Origin of the sequence: Kitasatospora sp. NPDC088779, from assembly GCF_040685395.1 — a bacterium.
Taxonomy (GTDB): domain Bacteria; phylum Actinomycetota; class Actinomycetes; order Streptomycetales; family Streptomycetaceae; genus Kitasatospora.
Genome location: NZ_JBFBHW010000017.1, coordinates 114,581 through 133,932 on the forward strand (window position 1 = coordinate 114,581; position 19,352 = coordinate 133,932).

The 19,352-nt window shown below is 75.5% G+C and carries 15 protein-coding genes; all 15 read left to right on the forward strand.

Annotation, left to right across the window (positions count from 1 at the left end):
* Positions 1-116 precede the first annotated feature (116 nt).
* Positions 117-3,377 carry a hypothetical protein gene (locus AB0P03_RS18630; RefSeq protein ID WP_363629709.1) on the forward strand — a complete coding sequence of 1,087 codons (3,261 nt, stop codon included), beginning with the start codon at positions 117-119 and terminating at the stop codon, positions 3,375-3,377.
* On the forward strand, positions 3,374-4,117 hold the full coding sequence (locus tag AB0P03_RS18635; protein WP_363585561.1) for a DUF4255 domain-containing protein: 744 nt from the start codon (positions 3,374-3,376) through the stop codon (positions 4,115-4,117). The genes AB0P03_RS18630 and AB0P03_RS18635 overlap by 4 nt, the downstream gene beginning before the upstream one ends.
* Positions 4,114-6,264: an AAA family ATPase gene (locus AB0P03_RS18640; protein ID WP_363629711.1), complete on the forward strand. Its 2,151-nt coding sequence runs from the start codon at positions 4,114-4,116 to the stop codon at positions 6,262-6,264. Before AB0P03_RS18635 ends, AB0P03_RS18640 begins: the two co-directional genes overlap by 4 nt.
* Before the next feature lie 195 nt (positions 6,265-6,459).
* Positions 6,460-8,007, forward strand: coding sequence for a phage tail sheath family protein (locus AB0P03_RS18645; RefSeq protein WP_363585559.1), 1,548 nt, complete (start codon positions 6,460-6,462; stop codon positions 8,005-8,007).
* Between the two features lie 38 nt (positions 8,008-8,045).
* On the forward strand, positions 8,046-8,486 hold the full coding sequence (locus AB0P03_RS18650; RefSeq protein WP_063346012.1) for a phage tail protein: 441 nt from the start codon (positions 8,046-8,048) through the stop codon (positions 8,484-8,486).
* Positions 8,483-8,971: a hypothetical protein gene (locus AB0P03_RS18655; RefSeq protein ID WP_363585558.1), complete on the forward strand. Its 489-nt coding sequence runs from the start codon at positions 8,483-8,485 to the stop codon at positions 8,969-8,971. The genes AB0P03_RS18650 and AB0P03_RS18655 overlap by 4 nt, the downstream gene beginning before the upstream one ends.
* The gene (locus tag AB0P03_RS18660) at positions 8,968-9,126 is read left to right on the forward strand and encodes a DUF6760 family protein (protein ID WP_347878560.1); all 159 of its coding nucleotides are present in this window, start codon (positions 8,968-8,970) and stop codon (positions 9,124-9,126) included. The genes AB0P03_RS18655 and AB0P03_RS18660 overlap by 4 nt, the downstream gene beginning before the upstream one ends.
* Before the next feature lie 3,190 nt (positions 9,127-12,316).
* Positions 12,317-12,895: a hypothetical protein gene (locus AB0P03_RS18665; RefSeq protein WP_363629712.1), complete on the forward strand. Its 579-nt coding sequence runs from the start codon at positions 12,317-12,319 to the stop codon at positions 12,893-12,895.
* A gap of 80 nt (positions 12,896-12,975) precedes the next feature.
* On the forward strand, positions 12,976-13,404 hold the full coding sequence (locus AB0P03_RS18670) for a phage tail protein (RefSeq protein WP_363373130.1): 429 nt from the start codon (positions 12,976-12,978) through the stop codon (positions 13,402-13,404).
* 58 nt (positions 13,405-13,462) lie between these two features.
* Positions 13,463-14,182: a peptidase M23 gene (locus AB0P03_RS18675; RefSeq protein WP_363585555.1), complete on the forward strand. Its 720-nt coding sequence runs from the start codon at positions 13,463-13,465 to the stop codon at positions 14,180-14,182.
* A complete protein-coding gene (locus tag AB0P03_RS18680; RefSeq protein WP_363585554.1) occupies positions 14,179-15,960 on the forward strand; it encodes a VgrG-related protein in 1,782 nt (593 codons plus the stop codon). Before AB0P03_RS18675 ends, AB0P03_RS18680 begins: the two co-directional genes overlap by 4 nt.
* A 60-nt stretch (positions 15,961-16,020) precedes the next feature.
* Positions 16,021-16,332, forward strand: coding sequence for a PAAR domain-containing protein (locus AB0P03_RS18685; protein ID WP_363585553.1), 312 nt, complete (start codon positions 16,021-16,023; stop codon positions 16,330-16,332).
* Positions 16,329-16,784 (forward strand): GPW/gp25 family protein, encoded by a 456-nt coding sequence (locus AB0P03_RS18690; protein ID WP_350881814.1) that lies wholly within the window; start codon positions 16,329-16,331, stop codon positions 16,782-16,784. The genes AB0P03_RS18685 and AB0P03_RS18690 overlap by 4 nt, the downstream gene beginning before the upstream one ends.
* Positions 16,784-18,745 (forward strand): putative baseplate assembly protein, encoded by a 1,962-nt coding sequence (locus AB0P03_RS18695; protein WP_363629713.1) that lies wholly within the window; start codon positions 16,784-16,786, stop codon positions 18,743-18,745. The genes AB0P03_RS18690 and AB0P03_RS18695 overlap by 1 nt, the downstream gene beginning before the upstream one ends.
* Positions 18,742-19,350, forward strand: coding sequence for a phage tail protein (locus tag AB0P03_RS18700; protein ID WP_363629714.1), 609 nt, complete (start codon positions 18,742-18,744; stop codon positions 19,348-19,350). The genes AB0P03_RS18695 and AB0P03_RS18700 overlap by 4 nt, the downstream gene beginning before the upstream one ends.
* Positions 19,351-19,352 lie beyond the last annotated feature (2 nt).

Here is a 19,352-nt window from a genome sequence, read left to right on the forward strand (position 1 = left end):
GCGTCGGCGCCGGATTGCCCTCAGGGGCACCGGTCGCTACCCCCGGCTCGGGTGCCCGGGGCCTGTCGCCCCGGCGCCCGGGCCGGGGAGACTGCCGGACGTACCCTTCTCGGTCTGTGAGGTTGAGCGTGATCGGCGCCACCGGCACTCCCCGCCCCCTGCGGCGCTCGGCGCGAGCCGCCGTCGCGACGTTGCTGTCCCTGGCCGTGGCCGTGGTGACGCTGGGCACCGCGAACTCCGACGGCGACGGACGAGGCACCGCCCCGGTGGCCGCCGGGGCCACGGCGGAGAGCGGACGGATCGTCTACGCCGGCACCGGCCACCGCAGCCTGGCGCGGCTGACCGGGCCGACGTCGAGCGCGTCGCTGTTCGGGCCCGGCCCCGTCCACTTCGACACCGAACCCTCCGCGCGCGGCGACCAGTTGGTGTTCACCAGCCTGCGGGACGGCCCGCTGCCCCAGGTCTACCTGCGCGAGGCGTCGGGCGCGGTGCGCAGGCTCACCACCGACATGGACACCGCGGAGCCGACGCTCGCCCCGGACGGCAGGACCGTCGTGTTCGACGCGGTGGAGCCCGGCGGGCGCAACGGGCAGACCCAGCGGGACCTCTGGGTGGTCAACACCGACGGCACCGGCCTGCGCAGGCTGACCGACACCGCGGACTCCGAGGCGCACCCGACGGTCTCGCCCGACGGCAAGTGGGTCGCGTACACCTGCGACGTGGACCCGGCGCACACCCAGGTCTACGTCATGCCGCTGGCCGGCGGCGCGGCGCGGCGGATCACCGCGGTGACCGCCGGCAACGCCGTCGAACCGGCCTGGAACCCGGTGGACGCGCCCGACCTGCGCGACCAGATCGTCTACACCTGGGACCAGGCCGGCCAGACCGGGCCGCAGCTGCGGGTGATCTCGCCCGAGGGCACCAACGACCGGGCGTTCTTCCCCGGCGTCGGCGGCGACTGGCGGACCAGGTCCGCCGGTTGGCTGCCCGACGGCAGCGGCGTGCTCTTCCTCAGCCCCAACCGGCAGAACGCCGACCCGACGCCGTACGAGAACGTGTACCGCGCCCTGACCTGCTTCTGCGGCGGGGCCGAACTGGTGGCGAGCGAGGACCGTGCCGTCCGCACACCGGTCTGGCTCGGCCCCCAGAAGGGCGGCGGGCCCGTCGTGGACCGCAACAGCGCCGACACCCCCAACGTGGCCGACCTGTCGGACATCCGCCCCGACGGAGCGGACCCGCGCGACCTGGGCGTCAGCGTGCTCCGGGAGGACCCGGCCGCCGACACCGACACCGACCCCGCGGCCGACCCCCTGTTCAACCCCCGCCCCGGCTACGACCCGTGGTTCGAACGGCAGACCTACACGCCGGACGGCCGGCGGATCGTGCTGACCCGCTTCGAGGACTCGCCCGCCGGCCGGATCGAACGGATCTGGCAGACCGGCGCCGACGGCTCCGACCCGAAGCCGATGAACCTCGCCGGGCGCGGGCCGAAGGACTGGGACACCGACCCGGAACTCTCGCCCGACGGCCGCCTGATGGCCTTCACCAGGACCTCGCCCGGCGGCGTCGGGGCGGCCTCCGGTCCCGGGCGGGTGCTGATCGCGGACGTGTCGACCGGCGCGATCGTCGGCACCGTCGAACCGACCGACGGCCAGCCGGCCGCGTCCATGGCCCAGCCCTCGTGGTCCCCGGACGGCAAGCTGATCGCCTACACCAGGACCGAGGTCGTCAACGGCAACGGCGGCAACAAGCACGTGTGGACCGTGCCCGCCAACGCCCTCGACCGGCCCACCGACCTCAGCCGAAGGGCCTGCCCGGGTGCCTGCGACGTCATCGACGACAGCCCCGCGTTCTCGCCCGACGGCCGGCGCGTCGCCTTCAACCGCAAGACCGGCGACGGCGGGCTCAACCAGCAGAACGGAGTCCTCGTCAGCTCGGCCACCGGCGACGGCTGCACGGTGGTCCTGCCCGCCGGACTGAGCCAGGACCGGAACGCCTGCCGCCGCCCGCTGCCGGACACCTCCGCCACCGGCCCGTTCCAGCCCCGCGACGTCGCCTGGACGGCGGACGGCGGGCAGCTGGTGCTGACGTCCCGCCGGGCCCTGCCGGCGAACTCGCCGGAGGCGCTGCAGAGCTACGACTTCGCGACCGGCCGGCTCACCTCCATCAACTCCAGGCTGCCGGGGCGGCAGAAGGAACCGAGCGTCCAGCAGTCCGTCGACCTGTCGCTGAGCGCGCCGGCCGCCACCATCCCGATGCAGATCGGGGGCTCCACCACCGTGGCCATCACCGTCACCAACCACGGCCCGGCGCCCTCACCCGGCACCGCGTTCACCGCGTCGGTGCCGACGGGCGCCCGGCTCACCGGGCTCAAGGCCACGGCCGGCACCTGCGCCGCCGACGCCCTCCGGTGCGAACTCGGCACCCTGGCCCCGGGCGCGGTCGTCCAGGTGACCGCCACCGTCGTCGGGACCGTGGCCGGCGACCAGCGGTTCGGCTGGTGGGTGACCGGGGCGGTGGTCGACCCGAAGCCCGAGGACAACATCGCGCAGACGGTCGTACCCGTCCAGGCCGCGTCGCCGTCCCCGAGCCCGTCTCCGACCCCGACCCCGACTGCCTCGCCGATCCCGACCCAGACCCCGACCCCGACACCGCCCGTCTCCTCACCCCCGGCCCCGCCGCCACCGCCGCCCGCCCCGGCCCCCGCACCGCAGCCGGCGCCGCCCGCGCCGAAGGCCGGACCGGCCGTGACGGTCGGCGCCCAGCCGAACCCCGGATACGTCGGCGGCCGGGTCACCGTCACCTACACCGTGCGCAACGGCGGCCAGGCCCTCGCCACCGGACTGCGGGTCTCGCTCGGCCTGCCCGCCGGCGTCCCCACCGGGCCGATGCCACCCGGCTGCACCGGCGGCGTCTGCGACGTGGCCGACCTGCCCCCGGGCGGCAGCGCCGTCGTGCAGGTGGTGCTCGCCCCCGAGGCGACCCTGGACACCACCATCACCTCCGTCCTGACCACCACCGGCACGGACGCCGACCCGGGCGACCACGTCGCGCGGACTCCGCTGCGCATCCTGCAGCCCCGCATCGTCGCGGTGCCGCCGATCGGCAAGCCCGGCTTCGTGACCTCCGTCCGCGGCGTGGACTTCCCGCCCGGCACACCGGTGACCCTCACCTGGACGCCCGGCATCACCGCCGCCGCGGCGCCCACCGTCCCCAAGACCGACGGCACCTTCGCGGGCCAGCTGCTCATCCTCGCCAAGGACGAGACCGGCCCCCGGACCATCACCGCGAGCGGCCCCGGCTTCTCCCCGGTGACCACCCCCTTCCTCGTGGTGGCCGGCAGCGTCGGCCCGCCGGGGGAGGTGCAGCGGCGGTGATCCACGAAGTCGACGAGGCGCTGCGGCTCCTGCTCGTCGAGAGCGGCCTCCAGGAACGCGGGATCGAGCTGGTCTTCGAATCGCCGACCCGGGACTGGGCCGCCCGGCGCAACGCCCCCACCGTCAGCGTCTTCCTCTACGGCATCCGCGAGGACGTGTCCCGCCGCCAGGCCGGCGCCGCCGAGCAGCACGACGCCGACGGCGTGGTCGTGGCCTGGCGCAGCGCGCCCCGCTGGTTCGAACTGGCCTACCTGGTGACGGCGTGGACCAACCGGGCCCAGGACGAGCACCGGCTGCTGTCGGAGGTGCTCCGCTGCCTGACGGCCGCCGACGCGCTGCCCGCCCGGCTGCTCACCGGCACGCTCGCCGAACTCGGGCTCACCGTCGGGCTGGAGACCGCCGGGCGCGGCGAGGGCATGCCGTCGGTGTCCGACGTGTGGTCGGCCCTCGGCGGCGAGCTGAAACCCTCGATCGACCTCAGGGTGCTCGCCCCGCTGTCCGGCCGGCGGGCCCAGGCGGGGCCCCCGGTCACCGACGGGCTCGTGCTGCGCGCCGTCGACAAGGGCGGCGAGAGCGGCGAGAGCCACGAGAGCGACGCCGACGCCCCGGAGGCCACGGGTGACCCGGGCCGCCGGCTGCGTTACGAGGGCGGCACGGACCCCGGCGCGGACGGCTTCGCCGCGCCCCGGGAACGCCAGCTGCCGCCGGGCCGCAGACGGCGCGGCGGTGCGCCGCGATGACCCTCGACCTGGAAGCGGCGGCCACCAGCGGGCCCGCCGCCGACCTGGACGACCTGTGGGTGCGGCTGAGCCGCCTCGAACAGCGGATCCGGGCCGCCGTCCGCGAGCGCAGGGCCGACGACCCGGACCCGGACGACCCGTACCGGGGCCAGTACCTCACCCCGGAGGCGGCGGAACGGATCCTCGCGGCGCCCGCCGCGACGGGCCGGGCCGGCGCCGACCTCGGGGAACCGCCGCCGCCACCGCCCGGATCGAGGACCGAACGGCTCGTCGACGGCTTCGGACTGCTCCCGCTGGACCTCGAACTCCTGCTGGTGGCACTCGCCCCCGACCTCGACACCCGCTTCGAACGGCTCTACGGGTACCTCAACGACGACCTGACCCTGCGCCGGCCGACCATCGGGCTCGCGCTCGAACTGTGCGGGCTGTCCGGGGCGGGCGCCGGCCGGTTCCGCTTCTCCGCCCAGGCCCCGCTGGTCGCCGGCGGCCTGCTGGAGATCACCGAACCGGAACGCCCGCTGCTCTCCCGGGGCCTGCGCCTGCCCGACCGGGTGACGGCCCATCTGCTCGGCTCGGACGAACCCGACGGCGCGCTGCGCGGGCTGGTCCGCGTCGGCCGGTCCGGCGTCGGCACCCCGCCGCAGGCCGCGCGCCGACTGCGCGCCACCGTGGCCAACGGAGGCGGACTGGTGCACCTGCTGGACCGGGGCGGCAACGCCGGGCGGCTCGCGGTCGACGCCCTCGCGGGCCTCGGCCGCCGGGCCCTGGTCGTCGACGTCACCGCGCTCGCCGCCCGCCCCCCGGAGGCCGTGGTCCGGGCGCTCGCCCGGGAGGCGCGGCTGAGTGGCAGCGGTGTGGTGCTGGGCCCGCTGGAGCGGCTCGAACCCGAACGCCCCGAGCGGGCCGGGCTGTTGCGCGAGCTGTGCGCGGAACTCGCCGAGGTGCCGCTGCTCGTGCACGGGTCGCGCCCGTGGGATCCGACCTGGGCGCAGGAGAGCCCGGTGGTGCTCGTGGCCCCTCCGCTGGACCCGGCGCAGCGTGCAGAACGCTGGGCGCACGCGCTGGGCGGGGCTTCGCACGAGCCTTCGGGTGAGCCTTCGGGCGAACCCGGGGAAGGCCCTGCGGAAGGGCCGTACGAGGGCGTGCTGAGACCCGAGTTGGCCGAGGCCGTCGCCCCGTACCAGTTGGACGAGGACCAGGTGGCCAGGGCCGCCGGGGTCGCGACCAGGACGGCCGCCGCCGAACACCGCCCGGTGACCGCCGACGACCTGCGGGCCGCCGTACGGGCGCAGAACGGGGCGGGGCTCGCCCGCCTCGCCCGCCGGATCGAGCCCGCCGTCGGGTGGGACGACCTGGTGCTGCCCGAGCCCACCGCGCGCCAACTGCACGAGCTCGCGCTGCGTGCCAGGCACCGCGACCAGGTGCTCGGCCAGTGGCGGATGCGGCCGGGCGGAGGGCGCGGGCGCGGGGTGATCGCGCTGTTCGCGGGGGAGTCCGGCACCGGGAAGACCATGTCGGCCGAGGTGGTCGCCGCCGAACTCGGCATGGAGCTGTACGTCGTGGACCTGTCCACCGTCGTGGACAAGTACATCGGCGAGACGGAGAAGAACCTGGAGCGGATCTTCACCGAGGCCTCGCACGTGAACGCCGTCCTGCTGTTCGACGAGGCCGACGCGATCTTCGGCAAGCGGTCGCAGGTCAAGGACGCCCACGACCGCCACGCCAACGTGGAGTCGGCGTACCTGTTGCAGCGGATGGAGTCCTTCGACGGGATCGCCGTGCTGACGACCAACCTGCGCGCCAACCTCGACGAGGCGTTCACCCGGCGGCTGGACGTCATCGCGGAGTTCCCGGTGCCGGACGAGGAACAGCGGCACGCCCTGTGGGAGCGCTGCCTGGGCCCGCGGATCCCCCGCGGCGACGACCTCGACCTGGCGTTCTGCGCACGGCACTTCGAACTCGCCGGTGGCTCCATCCGGGCCTGCGCGGTGACCGCGGCCTACCTGGCCGCCGAGACGGGCCGCCCGCTGGGCATGGCGGAGCTGGTGTTCGCGGTCGAGCGGGAGTACCGCAAGCTGGGCCGGCTCGTCCTGGAGAGCGAGTTCGGGCCGTGGTCGCGTGCCTCCGGGGGCGCCGGGCGGGCCTGAGCGCGCGGCCGGGCGACCACCGGCCGACGGTCGGCCGGTGACCGGCTGACGACCGGCTGACGACCGGTGAGGCCCTGCCGGGGTGCCCGCCGGGGCAGCGGCTCTGCCCCTGGTCCGGGACCTGCGGACATGTCGCGGGTGGCGGCCCGGCAGCAGACTCGGTGGCGAATGATCGGCCACCCCGAAGGAGCGAGCATGCCGTCGTACCTCACCCCGGGCGTGTACGTGGAGGAGGTCCAGTCCGGTGCCCGGCCGATCGAGGGTGTCGGCACGGCCGTCGCCGCCCTCGTCGGCTTCGCCCAGACCGGCCCCTTCCACGAGCCCACCCTGGTGACCAACTGGGACCAGTACGTCCAGCAGTTCGGCGGCTTCTCCGAAGGCACCTACCTGCCCCACGCCGTCTACGGCTTCTTCGCCAACGGCGGCGGCGCCGTCTACGTCGTGCGGATCGGCGAGCCCGGCGGCGAGACGGACGGCGGCTGGCCGCCGGTCGCCCGATCGGCGCCCGCGCCCACCGCCCACGCCGGCTTCCTGTTCACGGCCCTGCCCGCTGGGGGCGCCGACCTGACCGTCGAGATCGCCGACGTCGAGGGCGACAACGTCCCCGACGACCGGTTCCGGCTGGTGCTCCGCAAGGGCGCCGAGGTCGCCGAGACGTACGACGTCTCGACCCGCAAGAACACCAAGGGCTACGTCGTCACCCAGCTGCGCGAGTCCAAGCTCGTCGCGGTCAGCGAGCAGCCGGGCACCGCGCCGAGCCGCCCGGAGCGCCAGACGCTCGCCCTCGCCGCAGCCCCCGCGCCCGGGCCTGTCGCCCCCGCCGCCACGACCCGGATCAGCCCCGCCGAGTACGTCGGCGACGCCTCGGCCCGCACCGGGTTCTCCGGCCTGGAGGCGATCGACGAGATCACCATGGTCGCGGTGCCCGACCTGATGAGCGCCTACCAGCGCGGGGACATCGACGCCGAGGGCGTGCGGACCGTCCAGCTCGCGGTGATGTCGCACTGCGAGCAGATGGGCGACCGGATCGCCGTCCTGGACGCCCCGCCCGGGCTGAGCGCCCAGCAGGTGCGCAACTGGCGCAACAACGAGGCGGGCTTCGACTCCCGCTACGCGGCCCTGTACTACCCGTGGATCAAGGTGTTCGACCCGGCGACCGGCCGCAACACCATGGTCCCGCCGAGCGGGCACGCCGCCGGGGTGTGGGCGCGCAGCGACGCCGAGCGCGGCGTGCACAAGGCGCCGGCCAACGAGGTCATCCGCGGCGCGGTGGACCTGGAGATCCGCCTCAGCAAGGGCGAGCAGGACCTGCTGAACCCGATCGGCGTCAACTGCGTGCGGGCCTTCCCCGGGCGCGGCATCCGGATCTGGGGCGCCCGGACCCTCTCCTCGGACCCGGCGTGGCGCTACCTCAACGTGCGGCGGCTCTTCAACTACCTGGAGGAGTCCATCCTCCTGGGGACCCAGTGGGTGGTGTTCGAGCCCAACGACGACCGGCTGTGGTCCAGCATCCGCCGCAACATCACGGCGTTCCTGACCGAGGAGTGGCGGCGCGGGGCACTGTTCGGCGCCACGGCCGCGGAGGCCTTCTACGTCAAGTGCGACCGTGAGAACAACCCGCAGGAGTCCATCGACCTCGGGCAGGTGGTGTGCGAGATCGGGGTCGCTCCGGTGAAGCCCGCCGAGTTCGTGGTGTTCCGGCTGTCCCAGTTCTCCGACAGCACGAGCCTCGTCAACGAGTGACCAGCAGGCCAGCACAGACCGGAAGGTGACAGGAAGTCATGGCTGAAGGCGATCCGCTCTCCACACACATATTCGGCGTCCAACTCGGCGGCTACAACGTCGAGTCCGTCAAGGAGATCAGCAACCTGACCGTCGACCAGGACGTCGTCGAGTACAAGCAGGTGACCCAGCAGGGCAAGCTGATCGTCCGCAAACAGCCCGGCGCGCGGCTGCCGGGCGAGGTGACGATCACCCGCGGGCTCGACAAGAGCGGGGCGTTCACCAAGTGGATCAACGAGACCCTCAACAACGGCGCGATCAACACCGCGCGGCAGAACCTCACCATCGAGGTCAAGGACACCACCGGTGCCACCCTCCGGCGGATCCAGCTGATGAACGCCTGGGCCAGCCGGTGGGAGGGCCCCACCCTCACCGCCGGTGAGTCCAGCGCCGCGACCGAGACGGTGACCATCGTGTTCGAGGAGATCACCGTCGAATGAGACGACGGATCAGCCTCGACGAACTCCTGGAGCAGGCTCCGGCAGCCGCCCCCGCTCCCGCCGCGGCCCCGCAGGCCGCCGCGCCGCAGCGGGGGCGGGGCCCCCAGGGGCACGGACTGCACACGGAGTTCGAGTTCGAGCTCCCGCGCGGGTACCTGGACGACGAGGGCGTCCTGCACCGGCACGGCGCCATGCGCCTGGCCACCGCGCGGGACGAACTCATGCCCCAGATCGACCTGCGGGTCAAGGAGAACCCGGCGTACCTGAGCGTGGTGCTGCTCAGCCACGTGATCACCCGGCTCGGCACCGTCACCGACGTGCACGCCGGCGTCGTCGAGCAGATGTACGCCACCGACGTCGCGTTCCTCCAGGACTTCTACCAGCGGATCAACAGCGAGGGCCACACCCGCGCCGCGGTGACCTGCCCGCACTGCGACGGCTCCTTCGAAGTCGACCTCGCTGGTGGGCGCCTGGGGGAATGGTGACGTACGCGACCACCCGGCTGTACGAGGAGGTCGCGTACATCGCCTACCACTTCCACTGGCAGCGGGAGGACATCCTCGACCTGTCCCACCAGGAACGCCGCGCGTGGGTGCGGGAGATCGCGCGGATCAACACCCGCGTCAACGAAGGCGGGTGAGCGCGGGATGGGGATTCGGGACCGGCTCGGGCGCCGGAAGGCCGGCGGTCCGGGCGAGGCGGGCGCTTCGGGTGCCCCGGGCACCTCGGGTGCTGCCGGCGGCACGGGTGACGCGGCTCCCGCGCCCCGGGCCGACGCGCCCGCCCCGGACGGTGGTTGGCGCGCGGTCGCGCCTCTGACCCCGACCCTCGCGGGAGCGGCGGGCGGGGTCAGCGACGGCCTGCGGTTCCGGTCCCGGCTCGCCTCCTGGCAGAACCCCTCGCTGACCGGCGCACTCGGGCACGCGGTCCTGCCGTCCGCCCCGGCGGGCATCCTGCGGGCGGTGGCACGGCCCCTCGGCCCGGCGGTCTCCGCCGGGGCGGACGGGCCCGTGCTGCCGTACGCCGCACCGGCGGTGGCGCCGTCGGAGGCTGCGGATCCGGTACCGGCCTCGGCTTCGGATTCGGCTTTGGATTCGGTGGGGCGCGGGCCGGGCGCGACGGGCGGGCTCGGTCAGGTGCGGCAGGTGCAGAGGTCCGGCGCCGTGGTGCGACGGCTGCCCGTACGGGCGGTGGCTGCCGAGGGCGGCGACGCGCAGGCTGCCGCCGCGCCCGCTGCCGCCGCGCCCGCTCACGGTTCCGAGGTGCCGTCTGCCGGGCAGGCCAGGACTGCCAGGCCGGTCCCGTCGCGTCGCGTCGGGAAGCCGCTGACCACCGCACCCCGCCCCCGGTCGCTGCCGACGCGCTCGGTGGCCGTGATCCCGCCCCGGCCGGTGCAGCGTGCCGCGAGCGCGACGACGGTGGAGCGTGCCGCTGCCGTCGCGTCGGTGGAGCCTGTTGAGGGCGCGAAGCCGGTGGAGCATTCCGCCGCCGTCGCTCCGCCCGTCGTGGAGCCGGGTGCCACTACGCGGCCGTCCGAGACCTCCGAGCCGGCTCCGGTGCGGCCGACCGATGCCCCGACCCCGCGCACCGGCAACGCCGTGCAGCGCGCCGCGAGGGGAGGCGGCGCGAGGGGAGGCGCCGCACCGGGCCGACCCGTGCTCGGTGCCCCGCTGACCTCGCTGCCCGCCAGCGCCTCGCCACGGCTCAACGCCGACGGCGCGTCAGGCATCGTCCCTGGTCAAGGCCCCGAGGCCGGGCACGGACCGATGCCGATCGTCTCCCCGCCCGCGCAGCAGGAAGCTCCGGCGGGGAGCGGGCCGGACGGTGTGGAGCCGTCGGCACCGGGCAGCCCGGCGCGCTCGGCTCGCCCTGCCCGTCCCGAGCCCGGACGGCGCGGGGACGCCCCTGTGCAGCGCGCCGTCCAGACCGGCGGCGGTCCGACCGCCGTGCGGCGCGCCACACAGCCGCGCACCGAGCAGGCGCGCCCCGAATCGTCCAACGCCCGCACGCACGGCGGCCTGGGTGCGCCGCTGACCGCGCTGCCGCCGACGGCGGGCGCGGCACCCGGAGCACGGGCCGCCGGTACGGCCGACGGCCGGCGCGGCCCCGTCCGGCGGACCACGGCCCCGGGCCACGGAGCCCCCGCGACTCCCGACACCCCACGGACTCCCGCCACCCCCGTCACTTCCGCACGACCACAGCCGACCGGCCGAAGCGCGGCGGCCCCGAGCCCGGAAAGCGCTCCTCGCGCCACGGGCACGGCCCCCGCCGAGCCGGGCGCCACGGCAGTCCAGCGTGCGGCTGCGCCCGGCGCGCGAAGCGCTGACACGAGCGGGCAGGGCGGCTCCACCGAGCCCGGCCCCGCCGTCGGGCCGCAGTCGCCCCCCGGGACGGCACCGCAGGACGCGGGCCGCCGGGCCCGGCGCAGCGGTGGTACCGGTGGTACGGGGGGTACCGATGGCGCCCGGGACGTGCGGCCCATCGCTTCGCCGGGCGAGCCCGGCCCGCTGGTCGTGGCCCGCTCGCCGATCGGCGGCACCGCCGCACGTCCGGTGGCTGGCCCGGGCCACCGCACGCTGGGCCTGCTCGGCGAGCGCCGCATGGCGTCCACACTCGCCGCACCGGCGACGGCGCCCGCACCGGTGTCCGGCCGAGCGCCGGCGCCGACGCCCGCCCCACCCGTCGTCAGGGCCGCCTGGCCACCGGAGCCGCCCGCGCGCACCCAAGTGCCGCAGGCCCCGGAACCGGTGGCACCCGCGAGCTGGCGGCACCGGGCCGCCGCCGTCCTGCGCCTGCCCCGACGGGCACAGGCGAGCCGACCCGACGCTGCGCGCCCGGCGTCCCCAGCGGCACCGGCGTCCCCGGCGGACCCGGAAGGCACCGGCCCGGCGGCGCGGGGTGCGCGGGGTGGCGTGGTGGCGCGTGCGGGTGCGCGGGGACCGGCGTCCGGCGGCTCCGCCGACCCTGCCGGCTCGGGCGCGGTAGGGCGTTCTGCTGCCGTGAGGCGTCCGAGCGTGCAGCGTTCGGCGGCCGGCGGCGGCGGCCCGGTGAAGGCGGATGCGCGCTCATCGGCGTCGGCAGGCTCGGCGGCGCGGGGGCCGCGGACGTCGGAGCGCGGTGGGGCCTCCTCGGGGCGTGCGGGTGTGCGGGGTCCGGCGACTGATGGCACCGGTCCGGTGGCCGTCGGCCCCGGTACCGGCCCGATGGAGGCGGATACGCGCCGGTCGGAGCACGGCGGTCCTCCTGCGGGGCGGGTCGGTGTGCAGCGTTCGACGACCGTCGGGGGACCTCGCCCGGAGGCGTCGGACGGGCAGCCCGTAGCGCCGGACACCGCCCCGGCCGGGCGGGCGCGACGCGGGGAGACTCCCGTGCCGCCGCCGGCTGTGGAGCGTGGCGGCCGTGGTCCGGCGGTGCAGCGGTCGGTCTCCGGCGGCCCGAGGCCCGTCGAGCCGGGTGTCCGGTCGGCGGAGCCGCGAGGTGCTGTGGTGCCTGTCGTGGTTCCCGCCGGGCGGGTGCGGCGCGGGGAGCGTCCAGCACCCCCGGTCGTCGTGGCCGATGCCGGCCCGGCGGCCGTGGGCGCCTCTCGTGTCGGGCGCGCTGCGAGCGTGCAGCGCTCGGTGTCCGCCGGCCCTGTTGTCGCGGGCCCTGCCGTTGCCGTTGCCGCTGCTGCCGCTGGCCCTGCCCTCGCCCCCGGCCCGGTCGAGGCGGCCGTGCGACCGGCGTTCTCCGACGACGCGTCGGCGCCTGCCACCGTCCCCGCCGTCCCCGCCGGTCGCGGGGGGCGTCCTGCGTCCGCGCCCGCTGCCTCCTCCGGCGGCCGTGCTCCCAGCGTGCCGTTGGTACGACTCACCCCGCCGAGCGCCCCGGCGTCCCCGGTGGCTCCGGCGATGGTCCAGCGGCTGCCGGTCGCCGGGCCCGCCGGCCCCGCCGTGCCCGCGTCCGCGACGCCGCCGCTGCCGAGCGGTGGCGCCTGGGCGCCGGGCGTCGCGGGGGGCGGCTTCGGCGGACCGGGGGCAGGCGGGGAGTCGCCGTTGCGCACCGGGTCGTGGTCGTGGACCGCGCCGTCCCGGGCCGGCGCGGGCCCGTCTTCAGGGCCGTCCGGGCCGGCGCGGCCTTCGACGGAGACGGCCCGGGTGCTGCAACGGGTGGCGGAGCAGGCGGGGTTGTCCGGGGTGCCGTTGACCGCCGTACCGGCCCGCACCCCGGTGACCGTCCAGACCGCCTCGTCCCCGCCGCCGACCGCGGCCCGGCCCCCGCAGCCGGGCGGCGGATCGTCGACCGGGTCCCCGTCGGGGGCCGACCTCGACGAACTGGCCCGGCGCCTGATCGAGCCCGTCGGACGGCTGCTGCGCGCGGAGTTGCGCAGGGGGAGGGAGCGCGCCGGGCGGCCGTACGACGGCCGTCGCTGAGCGCTCGGGGCGCGGCGGGCAGACGGGCAGTGGCAGGTGGCAGGTGGTAGTGGTAGGTGGGCAGGGCGACGGAGGCAGGAATGACCGACAACATCTTCGCGACGAGCGTGTTCTTCAAGCTCACGATCGGCGGCAACGACCTGGGCGAGTTCACGACGTGCTCGGGGCTGGGTGCCGAGGTCGAGATCCACCAGTACGCCGAGGGCGGCAACAACGGCTTCTCCTGGCAGTTGCCGGGCCGGATCACCTGGTCGAACATCACGCTCACCCGCGCGGTCACCGCGGACACCGTCAAGATCGCCCGCTGGCTGGACGAGACCGTGCGGCGGGTCCAGCCCAAGAACGGTGAAATCGTGGCCCTGCGGCCCGACTTGAGTCCCATCGTCAGCTGGCAGGTGCTCGGCATCGTGCCCGTCCGCTGGCAGGGCCCGTCGTTCGACCCGGCGAACTCGCAGGCGGCGACGGAGTCCCTGGAGATCGCCCACGCCGGGCTGCGCCCGTCATCGTGACGGCGCGTCGCACCCGGCGCAGGCCACCCATCGGACGACGAACGGAAGGAGGTGCGGGATGTCAGAGGTCCCCGCGAGTGTCACCCGGGCCCAACTGGCCATCATGGAGCCGCCGGCGACGGTCGGCGCCCAGCCCGGCGGGGTGATCGCGCGGCTCCCGCTCCAGTTCAACCCGTCGAGCCTGGTGCTGCGGAAGTCCTCGGAGTGGCGCCGTACCCCGTCCCGGATGGCCGCCGAGTCCGCGCTGCCCGAGTTCGTCGGCAGCGGGCCCCGCTCGCTGTCCATGGAGGTGTTCCTCGATGCGACGGCGACCCATGACGACTCGGTGGAAAAGGCGGTGGAGCAGCTGATGACGGCTTGTGTGCCGACTCCGGCGAGCCTGGCGCGCAAGAAGCCGGCGAGCCCGTGGATCCGGCTGGACTGGGGCACGTCGTCGACGACGTCGTTCAACGGGGTGCTGACCGGCCTTCAGGTCACTTACTCGCTCTTCGACGTCGACGGCAAGCCGCTGCGGGCCACCTGCTCGTTCACCATCGACGAGGCCAGTGTCGACACGCCGGGCCAGAACCCGACCTCCGGCTCGATGGAGGCGCGCAGCACCCACCGGGTGATCGCGGGCGACAGCCTGCCGCTGCTCGCCTGGCGCGAGTACGGCGACGCGACGGCGTGGCGCACCATCGCCGAGGCCAACGACATCGACGACCCGATGGTGCTCGTCCCCGGGGTGGAACTGATCGTGCCGGGGATCGACGAGCCCACCCGAGGAGGGCGGTCATGACCACTCCCGAGGCACGCGGCGGCCGCTCCTTCGCCGCGGATCCGATCGTCGAGGCGCCCGGCCCGCTGCCGCCGGTCTGGGCGGCCCAGCTGGTCTCCTGCGACATCGAGGAGAGCACGGGCCTGCCCGACACGGCCGTGCTGATGTTCCGCGACGCGGACCACACCTTCCTCTCCGCGACCGGGGTCACCATCGGCACCCGGCTGCGGGTCTCCGTGATGACGGTGCAGGGCAACGCGCAGGTGCGGCTGTTCACCGGCGAGGTGACGGCGCTGGAGCTGGACGTGGACACCACCGGCTCGTTCACCGTGGTGCGGGCGTCCGCCATCACCCACCGGCTGATGCGCGGGCGCCGGGTGAAGGCGTTCCGCAACATGTCGACGGCGGACATCGTCCGTCAGGTCGCCGCGGGCGCCGGGCTCGGCTGCGGCCGGGTCGACGCGTTCCCCGTTGTCCACGAGCAGCTGTCGCAGGCCAACGTCTCGGACTGGGAGTTCCTCCAGTACCTGGCGCAGGAGAGCGGCGCGCAGGTGCGGGCGGACGACGAGGGGCTGCTGGAGTTCGTCAAGCCCGAGCAGGCCTCCTCGGCCCCGGCCCCCTCGACGCCCGCTCCGCAGAACCCGATGGTCCTGGAGTACGGCCGCAACCTGCTGGAGCTGCGCGGTGTGCTGACGGGCGGCGGCGGGGCGGACACCGTCGAGGTGCGCGGCTGGAACGTCCTCACCAAGAAGGCCCTGGTCGCCACGGAGCCGTCGGTGGCCAGCGAGACGGTGCGGCCCGGGATGAGCCCGTCGACGGCGGCCGCCGCCTTCGCCGGGAAGGCGCGGATGACCGTCACCGACACCCCGTACCGCACGCAGGCGGAGACGGCGGCCGCGGCCGGGTCGGTCGCCGCCTCGGTGGCCGCCGGGTTCGGCGAGCTGGAGGCGGTCGTCGAGGGCAACCCGAAACTGCGGGCGGGTGTTCCGGTCGCCCTGGGCAACGTCGGCGCCGCCTTCTCGGGCCGCTACACGGCCACCGCGGTGCGCCACCTGCTGGAGCCCTACCGCGGCTACCGGACGACCGTCGTGGTCAGCGCGGCGCCGGACCGCTCCCTCGCGGGGCTCGTCGCCGGGGGCGGCGCGGTGCCGCGCGGGCCGCGGATGCCCGGTCTGGCCATCGCCGTGGTCACCGACGTCCGGGAGCCGGGGGGCGCGCAACGCGGCTGGGTGCGGCTGAAGTTCCCGTGGCTGGACGACACCTACGTCTCCGACTGGGTGCGCACCGTCCAGTGGGGCGGGCAGGGCGGCGGCGGCGTGTTCAGCCCCGAGGTGAACGACGAGGTGCTGGTCGGCTTCGAGCAGGGCAGCCTGGACAGCCCGTACGTGCTGGGCGGCCTCTACAACGGCGTCGACAAGCCCTCGCCGCACGAGGTGCCGCTGGTCGACCCGGCCGGCGGGAAGGTCAACCGCCGCTCGCTGGTCTCCCGTTCGGGCCACCGCCTGGAACTGCTGGACGTGCCGGGCGGCCAGTCCGGCGTCCGGCTGGCCAGCGGGGACCGGAAGCTGGAGGTGCGGCTGGACGAGCAGCACGGCGAGATCGTCCTGACCGTCTTCGGCGCGGCCGGTGCGGCGGCGGCGAGTTCGGTGCGGCTGTCCTCCACCGGCATCACCATCGACGCCGGCGCCGGGGCGGTGAACCTGCGCGGGGGATCGGTGAACGTCACCGGCCGCACCGAGGTCACCGTGGAGGGCGGAGCGCTGGCGGTGCTCAAGGCGGCCCTCGTGCGCATCAACTGAACCACCGTCGGCACGGCCCGGCCCTCCGGCCCCCTCGAACCACCCGATTGGAGAACGCAGATGCCCCCCGCAGCCCGGATGGGTGACACCACCAGCGACGGCGGTGCCATCACCACCCCGCCGCCAGGCGCCCTCGCGGCGGCGACCGTACTGATCGGCGGCCGCCCGGCCGCCGTCACCGGCAGCCTGCACGTGTGCGTGCCGCACGTGGAACTCGGGCCCGGCAACGTCGTCATGCCCAGCCCCAAGGCGGCGGCCGGGGGCCTGGTCCTGATCGGGGGGCTGCCCGCGGCGCGGGTGGGCGACCAGACGGCCTGCGGCGCGAAGATCGTCACCGGCGCGTTCAACGTGCTGATCGGGGGCGTCGCGTGAGCGGCTTCATCGGGCGAGGCTGGGCCTTCCCGCTGCGGGTGAACGCCACCGGCGGCATCGGCATGGTGGACCGGGACCGGGAGATCGAGGAGGCCATCCGGCTGATCCTCGGCACCGCCCCCGGGGAGCGGCCGATGCGCCCGGAGTTCGGCTGCGGCATCCACGAGTACGTGTTCGCGCCGAGCGACGGCGGTACGGCGGGCCGGATCGCGCGCGAGGTGCGCACCGCGCTGGAACGCTGGGAGCCGCGGATCGAGGTGGACGACGTCGTGATCGCCTTCGACACCGTCGACGACGGCACGCTCTACATCGACGTCCACTACACCGTGCGGTCCACCAACGACCGCCGCAACCTGGTCTTCCCCTTCTACACCATCCCGAGCTCGCCGGACGCCCCGGATGTCCAGGACGTCCCGGGTGCCCTGGGCGCCGTGACCGGGGGAGTGAGCTGATGGCGCTGCCCTCCCCGAACCTGGACGACCGCCGGTTCCAGCAACTCGTCGACGAGGCCAAGAGGTTCGTCCAGCAGCGGGCCCCGGAGTGGACCGACCACAACGTGTCCGACCCCGGGGTCACCCTGATCGAGACCTTCGCGTACATGGTGGACCAGCTGCTCTACCGGCTGAACCGGGTGCCGGAGAAGAACTACTCCGCCTTCCTCGACCTGCTGGGCGTCCGGCTCTTCCCGCCGGCCGCGGCGACCGCGGAGGTCGACTTCTGGCTGTCGGCCCCGCAGCCCGAGACGGTGCTGCTGCGGGCGGGCACCGAGGTGTCCACGCTGCGGACCGAGACCGAGGAGGCGGTGGTGTTCTCCACCGCCGAGGACCTGCCCGTCGTCCCCAGCTCCCTCGACCGGCTGGTCACCGTCTCCGCCGCGGGGGAGCAGACCGACGCCACGGCGCGGCTGGCCGACGGCGTGGACGTGCCGTGCTTCCAGCCGCGCCCCCAGGTCGGGGACGCCATGCTGTTCGCGCTGCCGGCCGTCGTGCCGCGCTGCATCCTCGTCGTCCGGCTGGACAGCCGGGTCGAGGGCGTCGGCGTCGACCCGCGCCAGCCCCCGCTGGCGTGGGAGGTGTGGGACGGCGCGCGGTGGATCGCCTGCGAGACCGGCTCCGACACCACCGGCGGCCTCAACCGGCCCGGCGAGGTGGTGGTGTTCGTGCCCGCCGGGCAGGTCGCCTCGGTGGTCGCCGGGCGCCGGGCGGGCTGGCTGCGCTGCCGGGTGTCCGCGCCGGAGCCGGGCCAGCCGTTCTACGCGGAGTCCCCGACGATCCGCCGGGCAGAGGTGTTCACCGTCGGCGGCACCGCGGCCGTCGTGCACGCCCAGACCGTGACCGACGCGCCGCTCGGCACCTCGGAGGGCGTCGCGGGCCAGCGCTTCCGGCTCGCCAGGCCGCCCGTCCTGCTCGACGGCGGGCCCCCGGTGGTCGAGGTCGCGGCCGGCGACGGCTGGGAGCGGTGGACGGCCGTCGAGCACTTCGGTGACTCGGCGCCGACCGACCGGCACGTGGTGATCGACGCGACCACGGGCGAGTTCGCGTTCCCGCCCGCCGTCCGGGAACCCGACGGCGGCCTGCACGCCTTCGGTGCGGTGCCGCCCAAGGGCGCGCACCTGCGGGTACCGCGCTACCGCACGGGCGGCGGCACCGCCGGGAACGTCGCCCGGGCGACGATCACGGTGCTGCGCAGCTCCGTCCCGTACGTGGCCAGGGTCGACAACCGGGAAGCGGCCAGGGGCGGGGTCGACGGCGAGACGGTGGAGAACGCCAAGGTGCGCGCCCCCCACCTGCTGCGGCTCCAGGAACGGGCCGTCACGGCCGGGGACTTCGAGCTGATCGCCCGGCAGGCCGCCCCCTCGGCGGCCCGGGTGCGCTGCGCGCCGGCCGTCGCCGGGGAGGCGGGAGCGGTGCGGGTGCTGGTGGTCCCCGACGCGGTCGCGGACGAGGGCGACCGCCTGCGGTTCGAGCAGCTGATCCCCGGCGAGCAGGTGCTGTCGGCCATCGCGACGGCCCTGGACGAGCGGCGGCTCGTCGGCACCCGGCTCGTCGTCCAACCGCCCGACTACCAGGGGGTGACGGTGGTCGCCCGGCTCGCGACCCGCTCCCCGGACGGCGACCGGGTCCGGGAGGCGGCGCTCGCGGCCCTGTTCCGGCACCTCAACCCGCTGCGCGGCGGCGCCGACGGAAGGGGCTGGCCGTTCGGCCGGGCCGTGCAGTACGGGGAGGTGTTCGCGGTGCTCCAGCAGGTGGCCGGGGTCACGGCGGTCGAGGAACTGCGGCTCTTCCCGGCGGATCCGATCACCGGGCGCCGGGGCGCGCCCGCCGAACGGGTCGACGTCGCCCCGGACGCGCTGGTCTTCTCGCACCAGCACCAGGTCGTGGTCGCCGCGCTCCCGGCGGACGGTCCGCGATGAGCAGAGCGGCCGTCCCCGGGCTGCCCAGCCCGCATCCGATCGGCGAACTCCTGCCCGCGCTCTACGCCGAGGACGACTTCGCCCAACGGTTCACCGCGGGCCTGGACACCGTCCTCGCCCCGGTCTTCGCCACCCTGGACAACCTGCCCGCCTACTTCCAACCGCGCCTGGCCCCGGCCGACTTCGTCGAGTGGCTGGCGGACTGGGTCGCCGTCGAGACCGACCCGGCCTGGCCGGAGGAGGTCCGCCGGGCCGTGGTCGGCCGCGCGGTCGAACTGCACCGGTGGCGGGGCACCCGGCGCGGGCTCCGGGAACGGCTGCGGCTGATCCTCGGCGTCGGCGCGCAGATCGTGGACGGCGGCGGCGTGGCCTGGTCCACCACCGCGGGCGCGGAGTTGCCGCCCGCGCCCTCCGGGGAACTGCTGGTGCGGGTCTGGCCCGAGCGCACCCCGGCGGTGGACGAGGAGCAGGTGCTGGCGGTCGTCCGGGCGTCCTGCCCGGTCCACCTCACCTGCCGGGTGGAGGTCCTGCCCGGACCGCCTGGTCCATCCGGTTCACCTGGTCCATCCGGTCCACTCGGTCCACTCGGTGCGGAAGAGAGCTGAGC

What these genes read in the sequence shown, in the direction of transcription:
- AB0P03_RS18685 (WP_363585553.1), top strand. Translation starts at nt 16,021, where the DNA reads ATGCCCCCCGCAGCCCGGATGGGTGACACCACCAGCGACGGCGGTGCC.
- AB0P03_RS18645 (WP_363585559.1), top strand. Translation starts at nt 6,460, where the DNA reads ATGCCGTCGTACCTCACCCCGGGCGTGTACGTGGAGGAGGTCCAGTCC.
- AB0P03_RS18680 (WP_363585554.1), top strand. Translation starts at nt 14,179, where the DNA reads ATGACCACTCCCGAGGCACGCGGCGGCCGCTCCTTCGCCGCGGATCCG.
- AB0P03_RS18640 (WP_363629711.1), top strand. Translation starts at nt 4,114, where the DNA reads ATGACCCTCGACCTGGAAGCGGCGGCCACCAGCGGGCCCGCCGCCGAC.
- AB0P03_RS18650 (WP_063346012.1), top strand. Translation starts at nt 8,046, where the DNA reads ATGGCTGAAGGCGATCCGCTCTCCACACACATATTCGGCGTCCAACTC.
- AB0P03_RS18655 (WP_363585558.1), top strand. Translation starts at nt 8,483, where the DNA reads ATGAGACGACGGATCAGCCTCGACGAACTCCTGGAGCAGGCTCCGGCA.
- AB0P03_RS18700 (WP_363629714.1), top strand. Translation starts at nt 18,742, where the DNA reads ATGAGCAGAGCGGCCGTCCCCGGGCTGCCCAGCCCGCATCCGATCGGC.
- AB0P03_RS18695 (WP_363629713.1), top strand. Translation starts at nt 16,784, where the DNA reads ATGGCGCTGCCCTCCCCGAACCTGGACGACCGCCGGTTCCAGCAACTC.
- AB0P03_RS18675 (WP_363585555.1), top strand. Translation starts at nt 13,463, where the DNA reads ATGTCAGAGGTCCCCGCGAGTGTCACCCGGGCCCAACTGGCCATCATG.
- AB0P03_RS18670 (WP_363373130.1), top strand. Translation starts at nt 12,976, where the DNA reads ATGACCGACAACATCTTCGCGACGAGCGTGTTCTTCAAGCTCACGATC.